General features: G+C 67.3%; 14 protein-coding genes and 1 riboswitch. Of the genes, 10 read left to right on the plus strand and 4 right to left on the minus strand.

The features are described from left to right. Positions 1-27 precede the first annotated feature (27 nt). The 4 genes from P7L68_RS17065 to P7L68_RS17080 all read left to right on the plus strand — a co-directional run bounded on the left by P7L68_RS17065 (position 28) and on the right by P7L68_RS17080 (position 4341). Positions 28-1308: a peptidylprolyl isomerase gene (locus P7L68_RS17065; RefSeq protein WP_372000124.1), complete on the plus strand. Its 1281-nt coding sequence runs from the start codon at positions 28-30 to the stop codon at positions 1306-1308. Beyond that, complete coding sequence (gene pdxA / locus P7L68_RS17070; protein WP_372000126.1) at positions 1295-2329, plus strand: 4-hydroxythreonine-4-phosphate dehydrogenase PdxA; 1035 nt, start codon at positions 1295-1297, stop codon at positions 2327-2329. The genes P7L68_RS17065 and pdxA overlap by 14 nt, the downstream gene beginning before the upstream one ends. Before the next feature lie 13 nt (positions 2330-2342). Next, on the plus strand, positions 2343-3251 hold the full coding sequence (gene rsmA, locus P7L68_RS17075) for a 16S rRNA (adenine(1518)-N(6)/adenine(1519)-N(6))-dimethyltransferase RsmA (RefSeq protein ID WP_372000128.1): 909 nt from the start codon (positions 2343-2345) through the stop codon (positions 3249-3251). 100 nt (positions 3252-3351) lie between these two features. Next, the gene (locus P7L68_RS17080) at positions 3352-4341 is read left to right on the plus strand and encodes a calcium/sodium antiporter (protein WP_372000129.1); all 990 of its coding nucleotides are present in this window, start codon (positions 3352-3354) and stop codon (positions 4339-4341) included. Positions 4342-4368: 27 nt separating this feature from the next. On the opposite strand, the gene gmk is transcribed toward P7L68_RS17080, so the two are convergent. Together gmk and P7L68_RS17090 are read right to left on the minus strand one after the other, a co-directional pair. Then, entirely contained in the window at positions 4369-5043 is a 675-nt protein-coding gene (gene gmk / locus P7L68_RS17085; RefSeq protein WP_372000131.1) for a guanylate kinase, read from the minus strand. Positions 5044-5071: 28 nt separating this feature from the next. Continuing rightward, entirely contained in the window at positions 5072-5962 is an 891-nt protein-coding gene (locus P7L68_RS17090) for a YicC/YloC family endoribonuclease (RefSeq protein WP_372000133.1), read from the minus strand. A 159-nt stretch (positions 5963-6121) separates the two neighbouring features. Here P7L68_RS17090 and P7L68_RS17095 point away from each other — a divergent pair, with 159 nt between their 5' ends. The 6 genes from P7L68_RS17095 (at position 6122) to P7L68_RS17120 (ending at position 12991) form a co-directional block, all read left to right on the plus strand. Further along, a complete protein-coding gene (locus P7L68_RS17095) occupies positions 6122-6895 on the plus strand; it encodes an SDR family NAD(P)-dependent oxidoreductase (RefSeq protein WP_372000135.1) in 774 nt (257 codons plus the stop codon). Positions 6896-6940: 45 nt separating this feature from the next. Then, a riboswitch (cobalamin riboswitch) is annotated at positions 6941-7158 on the plus strand. Between the two features lie 337 nt (positions 7159-7495). After that, positions 7496-9268 carry a TonB-dependent receptor plug domain-containing protein gene (locus P7L68_RS17100; RefSeq protein ID WP_372000137.1) on the plus strand — a complete coding sequence of 591 codons (1773 nt, stop codon included), beginning with the start codon at positions 7496-7498 and terminating at the stop codon, positions 9266-9268. Positions 9269-9368: 100 nt separating this feature from the next. After that, positions 9369-10151, plus strand: a complete 783-nt coding sequence (locus P7L68_RS17105; RefSeq protein WP_372000139.1) for an ABC transporter substrate-binding protein — start codon at positions 9369-9371, stop codon at positions 10149-10151. Next, positions 10148-11143 carry a FecCD family ABC transporter permease gene (locus tag P7L68_RS17110; RefSeq protein ID WP_372000140.1) on the plus strand — a complete coding sequence of 332 codons (996 nt, stop codon included), beginning with the start codon at positions 10148-10150 and terminating at the stop codon, positions 11141-11143. The genes P7L68_RS17105 and P7L68_RS17110 overlap by 4 nt, the downstream gene beginning before the upstream one ends. Positions 11144-11147: 4 nt before the next feature. Beyond that, a complete protein-coding gene (locus P7L68_RS17115) occupies positions 11148-11957 on the plus strand; it encodes an ABC transporter ATP-binding protein (protein ID WP_372000141.1) in 810 nt (269 codons plus the stop codon). Beyond that, entirely contained in the window at positions 11948-12991 is a 1044-nt protein-coding gene (locus P7L68_RS17120; RefSeq protein ID WP_372000142.1) for a hypothetical protein, read from the plus strand. The genes P7L68_RS17115 and P7L68_RS17120 overlap by 10 nt, the downstream gene beginning before the upstream one ends. 4 nt (positions 12992-12995) lie before the next feature. Here P7L68_RS17120 and mltG read toward each other — a convergent pair whose 3' ends face one another. Both mltG and fabF read right to left on the minus strand, forming a co-directional pair. Beyond that, complete coding sequence (gene mltG / locus P7L68_RS17125; protein WP_372000144.1) at positions 12996-14018, minus strand: endolytic transglycosylase MltG; 1023 nt, start codon at positions 14016-14018, stop codon at positions 12996-12998. A gap of 50 nt (positions 14019-14068) precedes the next feature. After that, complete coding sequence (gene fabF / locus P7L68_RS17130) at positions 14069-15328, minus strand: beta-ketoacyl-ACP synthase II (protein ID WP_372000146.1); 1260 nt, start codon at positions 15326-15328, stop codon at positions 14069-14071. Between the last annotated feature and the right edge of the window lie 170 nt (positions 15329-15498).

The following is a 15498-nucleotide window of genomic DNA, read 5'->3' on the forward strand; positions in this document are numbered from 1 at the left end:
CACACGAACGAGCACAGAGGACGTTCGATGAAGCCCTTGCGCATTCTGCTCCTGGCCGCCTTCGCCGGTACCACCGCATTGGGCGGGGTGGCGGCGACAGGGCCCGGCACGGCGCTCGCGCAGACGGCGGGCCGGGTCGCGGCCGTCGTCAATGACGATATCGTCTCGGTGTTCGATCTGACCGCCCGCATGGACATGGTCATCAGGACCTCTCAGCTGCCGGACGATCAGCAGACCCGTCAGCGCCTCGCGCCGCAGATCCTGCGCCAGCTGATCGACGAGCGTCTTCAGCTTCAGGCGGCACGCCGCCTGGGCCTGAATGTGAGCGCCGACGAGCTGTCGCGCGCCGAGGCGCAGATCGAAACCCGCAACAACTTCGCGCCCGGGACCCTGGAACAGGGGCTGCGGGCTCAGGGCATCGTGCCCTCGACGGTGATCGACCGTCTGCGGTCGGAGATCGCCTGGGAAAAAGTGGTCGCGCGTGAGGTGCGGCCGCGGATCGTGGTCGGCGAGGACGAGATCAACGCGGTGCTCGATCGCATCCGCGCCAATGCCGGCCAGACCGAGTATCGCGTGCTCGAAATCGTGCTGAGCGTGCCCGACCCGCAGCGCGAGGCCGAGGTGCGCCAGAATGCCGAACGGTTGCTTGAACAGCTGAAGGCAGGCGCCCCCTTTACAGCGCTGGCCCGCGAGTTCTCTGATGGCGTCACCGCCCAGCAGTCTGGCGATGTCGGCTGGGTTCTGCCCGGTCAGCTGGCGCCGGAGATCGACGCCTTCCTTGCCAATGCGCAGGCCGGCACCGTATCAATGCCGATTCGCACGCCCGAGGGCTATCACATCGTGGCGGTCGCCGACACTCGCAAGGTCACTGGCGGTGATGCATCCCAGATCGAGATGGCGCTGAAGCAGATCGCACTCGAGACGGGCGATGATCCGGCCGCGCAACGGGCCGCCAGCGAAAGGCTGCAGGCGGCTACGGCCGATCTGTCATCCTGCGAGGCCGTTGAGGGGATTGCCACGGAACTGGGCGCCGATCCCACCACCGATCTCGGCCGGCTGAAGGTCGGTGATCTGGCGCCGGCTCTGCGTCAGGCGGTGATCAATCTTGGTTCGGGTGAAGTCTCGGCGCCGATCACCGGCGGTGGCATGGTGCGCGTGCTGGTGGTCTGCGACCGCAGCGGCGACATCGCCGGGCTTCCAGACCGGGATACCATTCGCGAGGCGCTGATCCGCCAGCGGCTCGACACGATGGCCCAGCGCCATCTGCACGATCTTCGCCGCCAGGCCTTCATTGATGTCCGTGTCTGACGACGCAGCACGGCGGCCGCTGGCCGTCACCATGGGAGAGCCCGCAGGCATCGGCGGCGAGCTGACCCTCGCCGCCTGGCTGCGCAGGGCGGATCTCGGTCTGCCGGTCTTCCTGGCCCTGGACGATCCCGACCGGCTGACCGGGATCGCGCGCCGGTTGGGCTGGCAGGTACCGATCCGCGAGATCGCGTCGGTTGATGATGCTTCTGACGCGTTCGACGACGCCCTGCCCGTCCTGAAGGTCCGACTGCCGTCACCCGCCATGCCGGGCCGGCCGGACCCTGCCCATGCAAGTGCGGTGGTCGAAGCGCTCGACCGTGCAGTCGACCTTGCCATGGCAGGTGCGATCGATGGCGTGGTGACCAATCCGATCCAGAAGAAGACCCTCTACGACGCCGGATTCCCCTATCCCGGCCATACGGAATACCTCGCCGCCCGCTGCGGCGGCGGCATGCGGCCAGTGATGATGATCGCAAGCCCGGCCATCCGGGTCGTGCCTGTGACCATCCACGAGGCGCTGGTCAGGGCGGTGGCCCTGCTGACGCCTGAATTGATCGTGGAGACGGCCACCATCACGGCCGAGGCGCTGCGGCGGGATTTCGGCGTAGCCCGGCCACGGCTGGCGCTTGCCGGGGTGAACCCCCATGCGGGTGAAGACGGCACGCTCGGCCAGGAGGATATCGAGATCATCGCCCCGGCCATCGACCGGCTGAAAGCCGCCGGCATTGATGCCCGGGGGCCGCTGCCGGCCGATACCCTCTTCCACGAGGAAGCGCGGGCAGGTTACGACGCCGTGCTCGGCATGTACCACGATCAGGTGCTGATCCCGGCCAAGACTCTGGATTTCCATGGCGGCGTCAATGTGACACTGGGCCTGCCGATCGTGAGGACATCTCCCGATCACGGCACGGCGCTCGATCTGGCAGGACGCGGCATCGCCCGCGTCGACAGTCTCGCCGCCGCAATCCGCCTGGCCGGCACCATGGCCGCCGCCCGGCGCCGTCTTCCCCTTTCTGCCTGAACATCGAGCCCCCATGACCTCCACGCCCCCGGCCGGTACCCCTGCGGTGCACGATACGATATCGGCCCTTGATGCCCTGCCTCCTCTCCGGGACGTGATCGCGGCCGCGGGCCTTGATGCACGCAAATCGCTGGGCCAGCATTTCCTTCTCGACCTCAATCTCACCCGCCGGATCGCGAAGCTCGCGGAAGGTCGGGACGGCGTTGCCGGTCGAACCGTCATCGAGGTCGGCCCCGGGCCGGGTGGGCTGACCCGGGGCCTGCTTGCCGGCCCCGCCGCACGCGTGATCGCGATCGAGCGCGACAGCCGGGCCGTTCAGGCCCTGCAGCCGCTGATCGATGCCTGTCCGGGCCGGTTCTCGATCATCGAGGCGGATGCCCTGACGGTGGATCCGGGGGCTCTGCTCGACGAGATCGGCGATAGCGGGCGCTGCTGGATCGCCTCCAACCTGCCCTACAACATCTCCACGCAGCTGACCGTTCAGTGGGCCGAGCGTCCGGAACGCATCGCCGGGATGGTGCTCATGTACCAGAAGGAGGTCGCCGACCGGCTGACCGCACCTCCGGGCGGCAAGGATTACGGTCGGCTGTCGGTCTTGGCCCAGTGGCGCTTCAGCATCACCAAAGGGTTCGACATCGGCCCGCGCGCCTTCACGCCTCCGCCCAAAGTGACCTCGACCGTGCTGATCTTCGAGACCCGCCCCGAGCCGCTCGCCCCTGCGGAACTGAAGGCCCTGTCCACCGTCACCGCGGCCGCCTTCGGGCAGCGTCGCAAGATGCTGCGCCAGAGCCTGAAATCCCTGGGCGACGCAGAAGGTCTTCTCGCCGCCGCCGGTATCGATCCGACCCGACGGGCCGAAACCGTGCCTGTCGAAGGGTTCTGTGCCCTGGCCCGGGCCCTTACGGCACGCGACAGACTCTGACGGCATGATCGATTTGCGCCGTCGGCGACCTTGAACGGTTCGCAGCGGCGCCCGACATTCGCAGCGGCCAAGATCGGCCTCCCTCTCGACCGGAGACCGCATGACCTATCTACTGCTCGCCGCCGGCCTGGGGCTTCTGTTCCTGGGCGGTGAACTTCTGGTGCGTGGTGCCGTGGGCACGGCCACCCGCCTCGGTGTTTCTCCGATGGTGATCGGCCTCACGCTGGTCGGCTTCGGCACTTCCACACCCGAACTGGTCGCCAGCCTCCAGGCGGCTCTCGCCGGTGCGCCGGGAATTGCCGTCGGCAATATCGTCGGCAGCAACATCGCCAATATCCTGCTGATTCTCGGCGTCTCGGGCCTGATCCTGCCGGTGATCGTCAATCCGGCGGCCTTTCGCCGCGACGGCACGGCACTCGCCCTTGCCACCATTGCCTTCATCGTCGCCTGCCTTGGCGGCGAGCTCGGCCGGATTGCCGGTGTAGTGTTCCTGGTCGGCCTCCTCGGCTACACCCTGTACAGCTACATCTCCGATCGCAGGACAAATGATGCGGCGGCGCAGATGCATGCCGCTGAAGCCGAGTTTGTGTCCGGGCAGCCTGAGGTAAAGGGCATGAGCCTGCCCAAGGGTCTGCTCATCACCGCAACAGGCATTGCGGGCGTGATGCTGGGCGCCGATTTCCTGGTCGGATCGGCCGTGGAGATCGCCCGCGAGTTCGGCATGTCCGAGGCCGTGATCGGCCTGACCCTGGTCGCCGTCGGGACATCGCTGCCCGAGCTGGTGACCTCGGTGATGGCTGCGATCCGTCGCCACGGGGATGTTGCCTTCGGCAACGTCATCGGCAGCAACATCTTCAACATCCTGGGCATCGCAGGCGTAACCGCGCTGGTCAAGCCGATCCCGATTCCGGCCGAGGTGCTGGTACTGGATCTTTGGGCGATGGCCGCTGCGACTGCCCTGCTGCTCTTCTTCTCACGGACCGGCTGGCGCATCGGGCGCCGGGAATCCGGCATCTTCCTTGCGGCCTATCTGATTTATCTGGCGGCCCAGCTTTCACCCGGCATCCGCGGAGCGCTGGGGCTCGCCTGATGTCCGGCGGGGCGCCGGATCGCTCGCTCAGCGACCGGCCCCCTCACGCATCGCATTCACAAAGCCGCTGAGGCCGATCCGCCGCCGGCGACGCAGACGCTCTGCCCGCAGGATCGCCTCCAGATCCGCCAGCGTGCGATCGACATCCTCGTTCACCAGCACATAGTCGTATTCGGCGTAATGGCTCATTTCATCCGCCGCCTTGGCCATGCGCTTGGCCACCACCTCGGCGCTGTCCTGGGCGCGGGTGGTCAGCCGGCGCTCCAGCTCTGCGATCGAGGGCGGCAGGATGAAGACGGTCACAAGGTCGTCGCGCGCCCGGTCGGCCAGCTGCTGGGTGCCCTGCCAGTCGATGTCGAACAGCACGTCGCGGCCATCGGCCAGCGTGGCCTCCACCGCCGCGCGCGGGGTGCCGTAGCTGTTTTCAAACACGGTCGCATGTTCAAGCAATGCTTCTTCCGCGACCATACGATCGAAGGTCGGGCGATCGATGAAGTGGTAGTCGACGCCATCGACCTCACCGGGCCGCATCGGCCGCGTGGTCACCGAAACCGACAACGTGATGTCGTCATCCTGCGACAGCAGGCGGCGCGACAATGTGGTCTTGCCGGCGCCGGAAGGCGAAGAGAGCACCAGCATCAAGCCACGCCGGCGGTCATGGAGGGCGCGACGTGCGGTGGTGGTGTCGGTCATCGGCGGCATGGTCCCTGAAAGGCGGTGGGGTCGAAGCTCATTCGACGTTCTGGATCTGCTCGCGGAGCTGGTCGATCCGGGTCTTGAGGGCAAGGCCGATCCGGGTCAGCGCCGTGTCGGATGATTTCGAGCACAGCGTATTGGCCTCGCGATTGAATTCCTGCGCCAGGAAGTCGAGCTGACGCCCGACCGGTTCGTCGGCAGCCATCAGCTCCCGCGCCTGGGCGACATGGGCGACCAGCCGGTCCAGTTCTTCGCGGATATCGGCCTTGGCAGCCAGCATGGCGGCTTCCTGGATGATCCGGTCTTCGGCCGCGCCGGCACGATCCTGCAGCAGGCTGCGAAGCTGTTCCTCCAGCCGGGCCCGGATGGTCGCCGGCTGAGTGGCAGCCAGACCGGCAGCCTCGGTCACCAGCCCCTCGATCGCATCGACATGCTCGGTCAGCAACCGGGTCAGGGCGGCGCCTTCCTGAGCGCGGGCAATGACCAGGCGATCAAAGGCAGCAATCAGGCTCTCGGTCATCGCGTGCTCGCGGGCGGCGCGCACGGCCTCACTTTCCTCCTGCTCCACCATCTGCAGCAGGCCGGGCACCCGCAGCAGACCGTCGAGCCGCGGCACCTTTGCCTTGGGAAAGCGTCGCTGAAGCTCGGTCAGGACATCACCCAGCCCGTCGGCGACCTCCGGATCGATGCGAAGACGCGCGCCCCGGGCATGGGTCACCAGGCCCAGCTGCACGCTGACATGGCCACGCCGGATCCGGTCCTGGGCGACCTTGCGCACCACCGGCTCCAGCTGGTCAAAGCCGGGGGCCAGACGGATTCGCAGATCCAGGGAGCGGCCGTTGACGCTCTTGACTTCCCAGTTCCAGCCGTAGCGGGCATCGCCTGCATCGGCGCGGGCGAATCCTGTCATGCTGGCGAGGGCCATGGCCAATCTCCCGAGGATGAGCGATGATCAGGGCGGATCGAACCGGCGGACTATACGAACCCGCCTCTCCCCCGCCAAGCCTCGGATGTCATCCGGGTCTGATCACGTCACAGTCTCCGACGCCGCTCGTCGGATGTCCACCAGGACCGGCCGCGTCCCATGAGCGCATCCCCCGCCCCACGCCATATTGCCATCACCGGCGCCTCCAGCGGCCTGGGCGCTGCCCTGGCGATGGAATATGCCGGGCCGGGCATCCGCCTCTCGCTCCATGGCCGCGATACCGGCCGGCTGGAGACGACGGCGACGGCGGCACGCAGCCGCGGTGCCATTGTCGATGTGGCGCAGTTCGACGTCACCGATGCCGCCGCAACGGCAGCCTGGGTGACGGCGGCCGAGGCGCGCGCGCCCATCGACCTGGTCATCGCCAACGCCGGCATCTCGGGTAACGAAACCGGTAGCGGCGGCGCCGTCTCGGCCGGGGTCACGCGGGCGATCTTTGCGGTCAATGTCGACGGCGTGGTGAACACGGTCCTGCCCGCAGCCGATGCCATGCTCGGCCGTGGCCGGGGCGCCATCGCGATCGTGGCCAGCCTCGCCGGTTATCGCGGCCAGCCGGGCGCCCCGGCCTATGCCGCCTCCAAGGCCGCCGTGAAGGCCTGGGGTGAAGGGCTGCGCCCGCGCCTGGCCCATGGCGGGCTCAGAATTTCAGTCGTTTGCCCGGGATTCGTGCGCACACCGATGACTGAGCGCAACCGCTTCCCGATGCCTTTCCTGATGGATGCGGATACCGCCGCACGACTCATCCGCCGCGGGCTCGACCGCAACCGGGCGCGCATCGCTTTTCCCTGGCAGCTGGCCGCACTCTGCTGGCTGCTTGCCGCCCTGCCCGCGGCCTGGGGGGATCGTCTGCTCGGCCGTCTGCCCGGCAAATGACACGATGGTGTCACATGGGCCTTGCCAGAAAGGCGATCTCCGCGGCAGGATGTCGCCACTGACGGTGTCCTGCGGTCGTTCCGCGGGATGAAAAGGGAATGCGGTGCGCCGGTAGCATAGTCCGGCAATTCCGCAGCTGCCCCCGCAACTGTGAGCGGAGAGTGCCCCGTCTCGAAAACCACTGGCTCCGACGGGGGCCGGGAAGGTGACGGTGGTGCGACGACCCGTGAGCCAGGAGACCTGCCGTCATTCGCGGTCACGGGCGAGCACGTCGGGCGGGGTGTACCGATGGGTTCTGCAAGCGGTGGCGGCGCGGCATGAAGACCCCATAGCCCCTCAAGGCTATCCCCCTTCCCGCCCTGACCAGCCGCCCCTGCCGGCCTCGTTCGCAGTGACCGCATGATGCAGTCGAACGAGGTCGAGTATTCCGTGTCCACCAATCGCCCGCCTGCCCGCAACCGGTCACGCCGTCTGCTTCGTGCCGGCCTGACCCTGCCGCTGATCGTCCTTTCCCCTCTGGCCGTCGCCTCGGCCGAAGAAACGGACAGCGAAGACGTCACCCGCCTCGCCCCGCTCTCGGTTTCCGCTGCCCGCAGCCCGGTGCCGATCGAAACCGTCGGCAGCGCCGTTACCGTCATCACGGCCGACCAGATCGAGGCGTTGCAGATACGCCAGGTCGATGATGCCCTGCGCCTGGTACCGGGCCTCGCGGTCAGCCGCACCGGATCGGTCGGTGGCTTGTCGCAGATCCGCATCCGCGGTTCGGAAGGCAACCAGACGCTGGTGCGCATCGACGGCATCGAAGTCTCCGATCCCTCGGGCGGCTCGGACTTCGATTTCGGCCATCTGCTCGCCTACGAGATCGAGCGGATCGAGGTGCTGCGCGGACCACAGAGTGCGCTTTACGGGTCGGATGCCGTGGGTGGCGTCATCGACATCACGACGAAGCGCGGGGACGGCCCGCTCTCGGGCAGCCTGCGCACCGAGGCCGGCAGTTTCGACACCCGGGAGGCGGTTGGTACCGTTTCCTATGGCGACCGGAGCTTCGACGCCCTGGTCTCGGCCCAGAGCTTTCGCACCGACGGGATCTCATCCGCCGACGAAGGCGCCGGTAACCCGGAGAAGGACGGTTATCGCAACCGTTCGGCCTTTGCCAAATTTGGCTGGCGGCCGGCGGAGGATCTGGAGTTCGCGCTGGTTGGCAGGACCGTGCGGTATCGCACCGACACCGATGCCTATAACACCCTGCCACAGGATGATACCGACGACCTGACCACCGGCACTCAGACCTTCCTGCGTGGTGAGGCGCGCTACGCCCTGGCGGATGGCCGATGGCGGCACAAGATCGGCCTCGCCAGTACCGAACACGACCGCGACTACCGCGACGGCGACCGCATAACCAGCACCTATCTGGGCCGGAGGCTGAAGGCAGATTATCAGACCGATTATGGCTTCGAGACCGGCGCCATCCGCCACGACCTGAGCGCCGGTCTGGATCATGAGCGCGAAAACGCCCGAACCTGGAGCTCCTGGGCACCGGGCTCGATCGTCAAACACGACTACGAATCCACCGGATTCGCCGGCGAATACCGCCTCGGCCTGTACGACCAGCTCTTCCTGTCCGCCGCCGGCCGTTACGATCGGAACGGCCTGTTCGACGACCAGCACAGCTGGCGGGTGACCGCGGCTTGGCTGATCCCTGGAACCGACACGAAGCTCCGCACCTCCTACGGCACCGGCATCAAGAACCCGACCCTGTTCGAACTCTATGGTTATACAAATACTTATAGAGGGAATCCCGATCTCAAGCCTGAAGAGGCGACAGGCTGGGATGCCGGTATCGAACACAGCTTCCTCGACGGCAGGCTGGTGGTCGATCTGGGATGGTTCCGACAGGATATCGAAAACCTGATCCAGGGCAGCGGCAGCTCGTCGATCAATCTGCCCGGCACGTCACGCATCAACGGCGTGGAGGCCTCGATGACCATCCGCCCGCTTAGCTGGATGGATCTGCGGCTGACCTACACCTATACCGACGGCGAGGATTCCAAAGGCGAGGAGCTGGTTCGCCGCGCACCGCATATTGCCAGCGCCGATCTGACGACGCGTTTCCTCGACGACCGTGCCCGAGCGGGCATCGCGGTGATCTACAATGGAGAGCAAAAGGACTGGGCCTACGACACCAACTACGTGCCGCACCCGGTCACGCTGGATGAATATACCCTCGTCAATCTGACGGCGGCCTACGATCTTACCGACACCGTCGAAGTGTTCGGCCGGATCGACAATCTTTTTGACGAGGAATATCAAGAAGTTCTTGGATACGGCTCACGCGGACGTGCGGCATATGCCGGCCTGCGCATGCGGTTCTGAGCTTATGCAAAAACGGCGCCTCGCATTCTGCCTGGCCGGCCTGTTCCTGGCAGCACCGTCCCCGGCATCCGCCGGGGACGGGCCACAACGCATCGTGTCGATGAACCTCTGCGCCGACGAGCTGCTGCTGCGTCTCGCCCCGGCCGGACGGCTGGTCTCTGTCACATGGCTGGCCGCAGGGCCGGCAGCACTCGATCCGGCAGCGGCCGGCGGGCTGGTGCTCAATCACGGACGGGCAGAAGAGATTGCCCGGCTCGCCCCCGACCTCGTCGTTGCCGGCCGCTACACGACGCTGACCACCACCCAGATGTTGCAACGGGCCGGCATTCCGGTGCTGCTGCTCGACGAAGCAACCAGCCTCGCCGGCATCCGCTCCCAGGTCACCAGCCTCGCGGCGGCCGTGGGCAATCCGGCCGCAGGCCAGGCGATGCTGACGACCATGGATCGCATGCTTGCCGAGGCCGCCCATGATGCGGGCAATGATGATGCGAGGAATGGCCGGCAGCCGGGGGTGGTGGTATTGAGGCCCGGCGGTGGCGTCGCCGGAGCGGGAACCCTGCAGGACGAGATCCTGGCGGCAGCCGGTCTGCGCAACCTCGCCCCCGGCGCGCCCGTCGACGGTGACGGCCGGATCGGTCTGGAACGGCTGTTGCGCCTGAAACCCGATCTGCTGGTTCTTGATTCAGACGGCGATGCGCCGCCGGCACTGGCCCGCGAGGTCCTCGATCATCCGGCCTTCCGGGCCAGGGCGGCCGGCGTCACCATTGCAAGCCTGCCAGCCGCCCTCTGGGTCTGCCCGGGCCCTTGGGTTGCGGAGGCGGTGGCCCGGCTTTCAGCCGCCCGTCGTTCCGTTCTGAACCGCCCCCAAGGATCACAGCCATGAGCCTGACCGCAGGGCGGCTTTCGGCGGCGCTCGTCGTACTTACCATCATCCTTTCGGCGGCCTCCGTAGCGGCAGGGCCGGACGGGCTCGATCTCGGCCGGGCCGTCGCAGATCTCGTCCACGGCCACGACACGCTGGACGCCCTGATCCTGGTCCAGCTGCGCCTGCCCCGTGCGATCCTCGCCATCGTACTGGGGGCCGGGCTTGCCATGTCCGGGGCTGCGCTGCAGGGGTTGCTGCGCAACCCGCTGGCCGACCCCGGAGTGGTTGGGGTTTCGGCTTCGGCCGGGCTCGGCGCAGTGGCGGCCTTCTACAGTGGTGCGGCTGCTGCCTGGTCGCTGGCGCTCCCTCTCGGCGGCATCGCCGGGGCTCTCGCCGCCACACTGATTCTGGCCGTCATCGCTGCGCGGGGGGCCGGCACCACTGCACTCATCCTCACCGGTGTCGCCATCGGCAGCTTTGCCGCAGCACTGACCGCCCTCGCCCTCAACCTCGCCCCATCACCCTATGCCGCGCTTGAAATCGTCTTTTGGTTGATGGGATCGCTCAGTGATCGCAGTATGAATCATGTCTGGCTGGCAGTGCCACCGGTGGCAGTCGGTCTGGTGATTCTTGCCCGGCTGGGACGGGCGCTCGATGCCATGACGCTGGGCGAGGATACCGCCGCAAGCCTCGGTTTCGACGTAACCCGCACCCGGCTGGCCGCCATTCTCGGCACGGCGCTTGCCGTCGGGCCGGGTGTTGCGGTGGCAGGAGCGGTGGGCTTCGTCGGCCTGATCGTGCCGCATCTGCTGCGACCACTGGTCGGCCATCGCCCCGGCGCCCTGCTGCTGGCCGCAGCTCCGGCAGGCGCCGCCTTCACTCTCGCAGCCGACATCGCAGTCCGCCTGCTGCCGACGCGTCCCGAACTCAAGCTGGGGGTGATGATGGCGCTGATCGGCGCGCCCTTTCTTGCGTCCCTGATCCTGAAGACCGCGCGAAAGGATGGCTGAGCCCATGGATATCGCCAGCCTTGAGGCACGACATCTGACTGTTGCGGGCCAGGATCGTCCCCGGCTCGACGATCTGTCCCTGTCCCTCGGGCCGGGACAGCTGGTGGGGTTGATCGGCCCCAACGGCGCGGGCAAGACCACGCTGCTGCGCCTGCTCGCCGGCCTTCGACCGCCGCAGAACGGCGACGTGTCGGTCGGCGGGCAATCGCTGCATCTTTTATCCGCAGCCGCGCGGGCGCGGCAGATTTCCTACCTGGCCCAGGGCGCCGATGTGCATTGGCCGCTTCCGGCGGATGCGGTGGTTGCACTGGGCCGCCTGCCCCATGGCGACGGACGCTCCGCCGCGGACCGCCATGCGGTTGCCCGGGCCATGGCGATCACGGGGACCAACGGTTTCATCGGGCGCCGGGTCGACCGGCTTTCGGGCGGTGAGCGGCTGAAGGTGCTGCTGGCCCGGGCTCTGGCGGTCGAGGCACCGATCCTGCTTGCGGATGAACCGGTCGCAGCCCTCGACCCGGCCCATCAGCTCGATGTGATGGGACTACTGAGGGGACTTGCGCATGAGGGCCGGCTGATCGTGGCGGTGCTCCATGATCTGGGCCTCGCCGCCCGGTTCTGCGACCGGCTGGTGCTGCTGGCCGAAGGACGCCTGATCGCTGACGGCCCTCCCGAAACCGTGCTCACCCCCGACAGGCTTGCCCGGGCCTATGGCATTCGTGCGCTGCACGGCCAGGCCGAAGGCCTTCTTCTGGTCGTCCCCTGGGCACGGACCCAGACATCAGAACATCCAAGGGAGGCTATGACATGTCGCTGACATCCACATCCGGATCCGAGGATGCCGGCGCCTTGATCGGCCGGCTTCTGGCCGATCCTGCCCAGGCCTGGAGTACGGGCAGCTTCGGGGCCATCGCCGAATTCATGCGCGACGCGGACGAGCCGCTCCTGGTCGACGCCTCGAACAGCCCCGCAAGGCGGCAGCTGGCCACCGCACGGGGGGCCATTGCCGTTGCCCGCCGGAACGATGTGCAGATCCTCGCCTACGAAACTCCCTCTGCCGACGGCATCGGCTGGTCATCGGCCATCGCCTTCTGCCTCCCGGATGCGGCCGCCGCCGGGCCGGCGCGAACCGTGGTCACCGAACTCGGCCCGGATGCAGATGCCGTACGCCCTGAGGATCGGGAGGGCATCCTGTTCGATCTGGGGCTTGGCATTCCCCATGCCGAGGCCTGTGTACGGGCCTCCACACCCGACGCACTGGCTGTCCTGCGTGCCCTGTCGGGGCAACCTCTGCTAAGCGAAGACCCGGGGCCAAGACGCGCCGTGGCAGGTACAGGCGCCCATCGGGTCTTCACGACCCGGCTGGCCAGAATCGAAGTCTTTCAGGCTGTTCCAAAAGCGGGGGAAACGTCTCCCGAAGGACCCCATACCCATCTTCTGCCCAGACTTCTGGCTTCGGGCCGGGCAGCCTCTGCCAATACGCCGATCCCGGACGGCATGGTTGCCGGGCTGACGCTGCACGCCTGCAACCCTTTGCGCGATGCCCTGGGGCGGCCTCGGGCCTTTGATGCAGCCGCCCATCAGGCCTTTCAGCAGCTGATGTCGCGCCACGGTGAACCGCGGGTGGTGGCCCTGCGCGAGCAGTTCCTGACTGCCCTGCATGACGGCATAGCACCCGTTGCGCTGGTCGATGACAATGGCGAGGATGCCCGGCATCTGCGCGCGGCACTCCGGGTTGCCCTGCGTCAGGCCCGGCAGACGGCAGCCGTTCCGCCGGCGGTTCTCGATGCCTGGAGCGATGCCATTGACCCCGCTGCCCGTGGGCGAAGCCCGGAGGCAACCTGCGGGTAAGCGCTCAGTCGCCGGCTGCCGCCTCGGCGGCACGGCGGCGTTCGCGTTCGATCCGGCGCCACTTGGCGACATTCGCGTTGTGCTCGGCGAGCGTGCGTGCAAAGACATGGCCGCCGGTACCATCGGCCACGAAATAGAGTGCATCCGTCTCGGCCGGCTGCGCCACGGCCATCAGTGCAGCCCGGCCCGGCAATGCGATCGGCGTCTTCGGCAGGCCGTCGATCTCATAGGTGTTCCAGTCATGGGCATTGCCCAGATCCGATCGGGTGATGCCCCGGTCGATCCGGCCGGTGCCTTCACTGAGGCCGTAGATGACGGTTGGATCAGACTGCAGGCGCATGCCGCGCTTCAGGCGGTTCACGAATACCCCGGCCACCAGCGGCCGTTCCTCGGGAATGCCGGTCTCCCGCTCCACGATCGAAGCCAGGATCAGCATCTCCTCGGGTGAAGACAGCGGCAGATCCGCTTGCCGTGCCGTCCAGGCCTCGTCCAGCGCCTTGTCCATCGCTGCCTTCATCCGTCGGATCAAGGCGCCGCGATCGTCGCCACGGGTGTAGGTATAGGTCTCGGGCAGCAGTGCACCTTCCGCGAAGCCGTCCATCGGCGGCATGTCGCCGCTGAGCAGGTCATCGCCTGCCACCGCTTCCCAGGCGGCCCGAAGCGTGATGCCTTCGGGCAGGGTCAGGCGGTGCAGCACGACCCTGCCTTCGACCAGCATGTCGATGATGTCCGACGGGCTCTGCCCCGGCTCGACACGATATTCGCCGGCCTTGAGCCGGGTCTGCACATCCAGCAGCACCACTGCCGCCCGGAAGGCGGCCGGCTGGTCGATCGCACCGGCATCGGCAAGCGCGCGGGTGATTCCGGCGACGCCGGTACCCCGCTGTAGAAGCACGGTCCGGGGCTCGGTAAGCGGTCCGGGTGTCTCCAGCCAGACGGAGCCCCACCACAACAACGCCCCCGCCCCCGCGACGATCAGGGTCATCAGGGAGACGAGGGCGATGAGGAGATGCTTCAGGAAGCGCACGGCAGATCCCGCAGACCCCGGATCATACTGCCGGTATCACTCGGTGCGGCTCATTCAGGCCGGCCGAAGATCACCGAGGCGTTGGTGCCACCGAAGCCGAACGAGTTGGAGAGGGCATAGCGCACCTCGCGCTCCTTGGGCTGATGAGGCACCAGATCGATGTCGCAGCCCTCGTCCGGATCGTCCAGATTGAGGGTCGGCGGAACGACGCCGTCGCGGATCGAGAGGATCGAGAAGATCGCCTCGACGGCGCCGGCAGCACCCAGCAGATGACCGATCGACGACTTGGTCGACGACATCGACAGCTTGTAGGCCGCCTCGCCGAACAGCCGCTTCACCGCGGTCAGCTCGATCACGTCACCGCGCGGCGTCGAGGTGCCATGGGCGTTGACGTAATCGATCTGGTCGGGGTTGAGGCCTGCCCGCTTCATCGCCGCCTGCATGGCGCGGAAGCCACCATTGCCGTCTTCCGACGGCGCGGTGATGTGATAGGCGTCGCCCGACATGCCGTAGCCGACGACCTCGGCATAGATCTTCGCACCACGAGCCTTGGCGTGCTCAAGCTCTTCGAGCACGACGACGCCCGCACCCTCGCCCATCACGAAGCCGTCACGACCCTTGTCCCACGGGCGAGAGGCCCGCTCGGGGGTGTCGTTATAGCCGGAGGACAGGGCTTTGGCTGCCGCGAAACCGGCAATGCCCATGCGGCAGACCGCGGCTTCAGAACCGCCGGCCACCATCACATCGGCATCGCCCCACATGATCAGCCGCGCGGCATCGCCGATGGCATGCGCACCGGTGGAGCAGGCGGTAACGACCGCGTGGTTCGGGCCGCGGAAACCGTATTTGATCGAGACCTGGCCCGAGGCCAGATTGATCAGCGCGGCCGGGATGAAGAACGGAGACACGCGGCGCGGACCGCGCTGTTCCATGGTGACCGCGCCCTCGGCGATGGTCGGCAGACCGCCGATACCAGAGCCGATCATGACACCGGTGCGATCGAGTTCTTCCTCGGCCTCCGGAGCCCATCCCGCGTCGCGGATCGCCTCGTCGGCGGCCCCGAGCGCGTAGTGGATGAACTCGTCCATCTTCTTCACGTCCTTTGCGGGAACATAGTCCTCAGGACGGAAGGCATCCTCGCCGGCACCCTTGGGCACCATGGCGGCGATGCGGACGGAAAGGTCGGACACATCGAAGGTGTCGATGTGACGGATTCCGGACTTGCTGGCGAGCAGACGCTCCCAGCTCGCCTTCACCCCGACCGCGAGCGGAGTGACAAGACCCAGCCCGGTGACGACGACACGTCTCATCTCGGTCAGCGCGTCCTTTCTGCCTGAATTGGGTCGCGTGCCGGCAGCGCGAAACCTGCCGGAACGGCAGAAGCGGGCGTTGCAGCCAATCCCGTTCCGGACCGGCCGACCACGCCCGTTTCATAGCGGATCTCCGCGGCCCGTTCAGGGCGGCGCGGCAGAACCGGCTG

This window comes from Tistrella mobilis (assembly GCF_041468085.1).
Classification (GTDB): Bacteria; Pseudomonadota; Alphaproteobacteria; order Tistrellales; family Tistrellaceae; genus Tistrella; species Tistrella mobilis_A.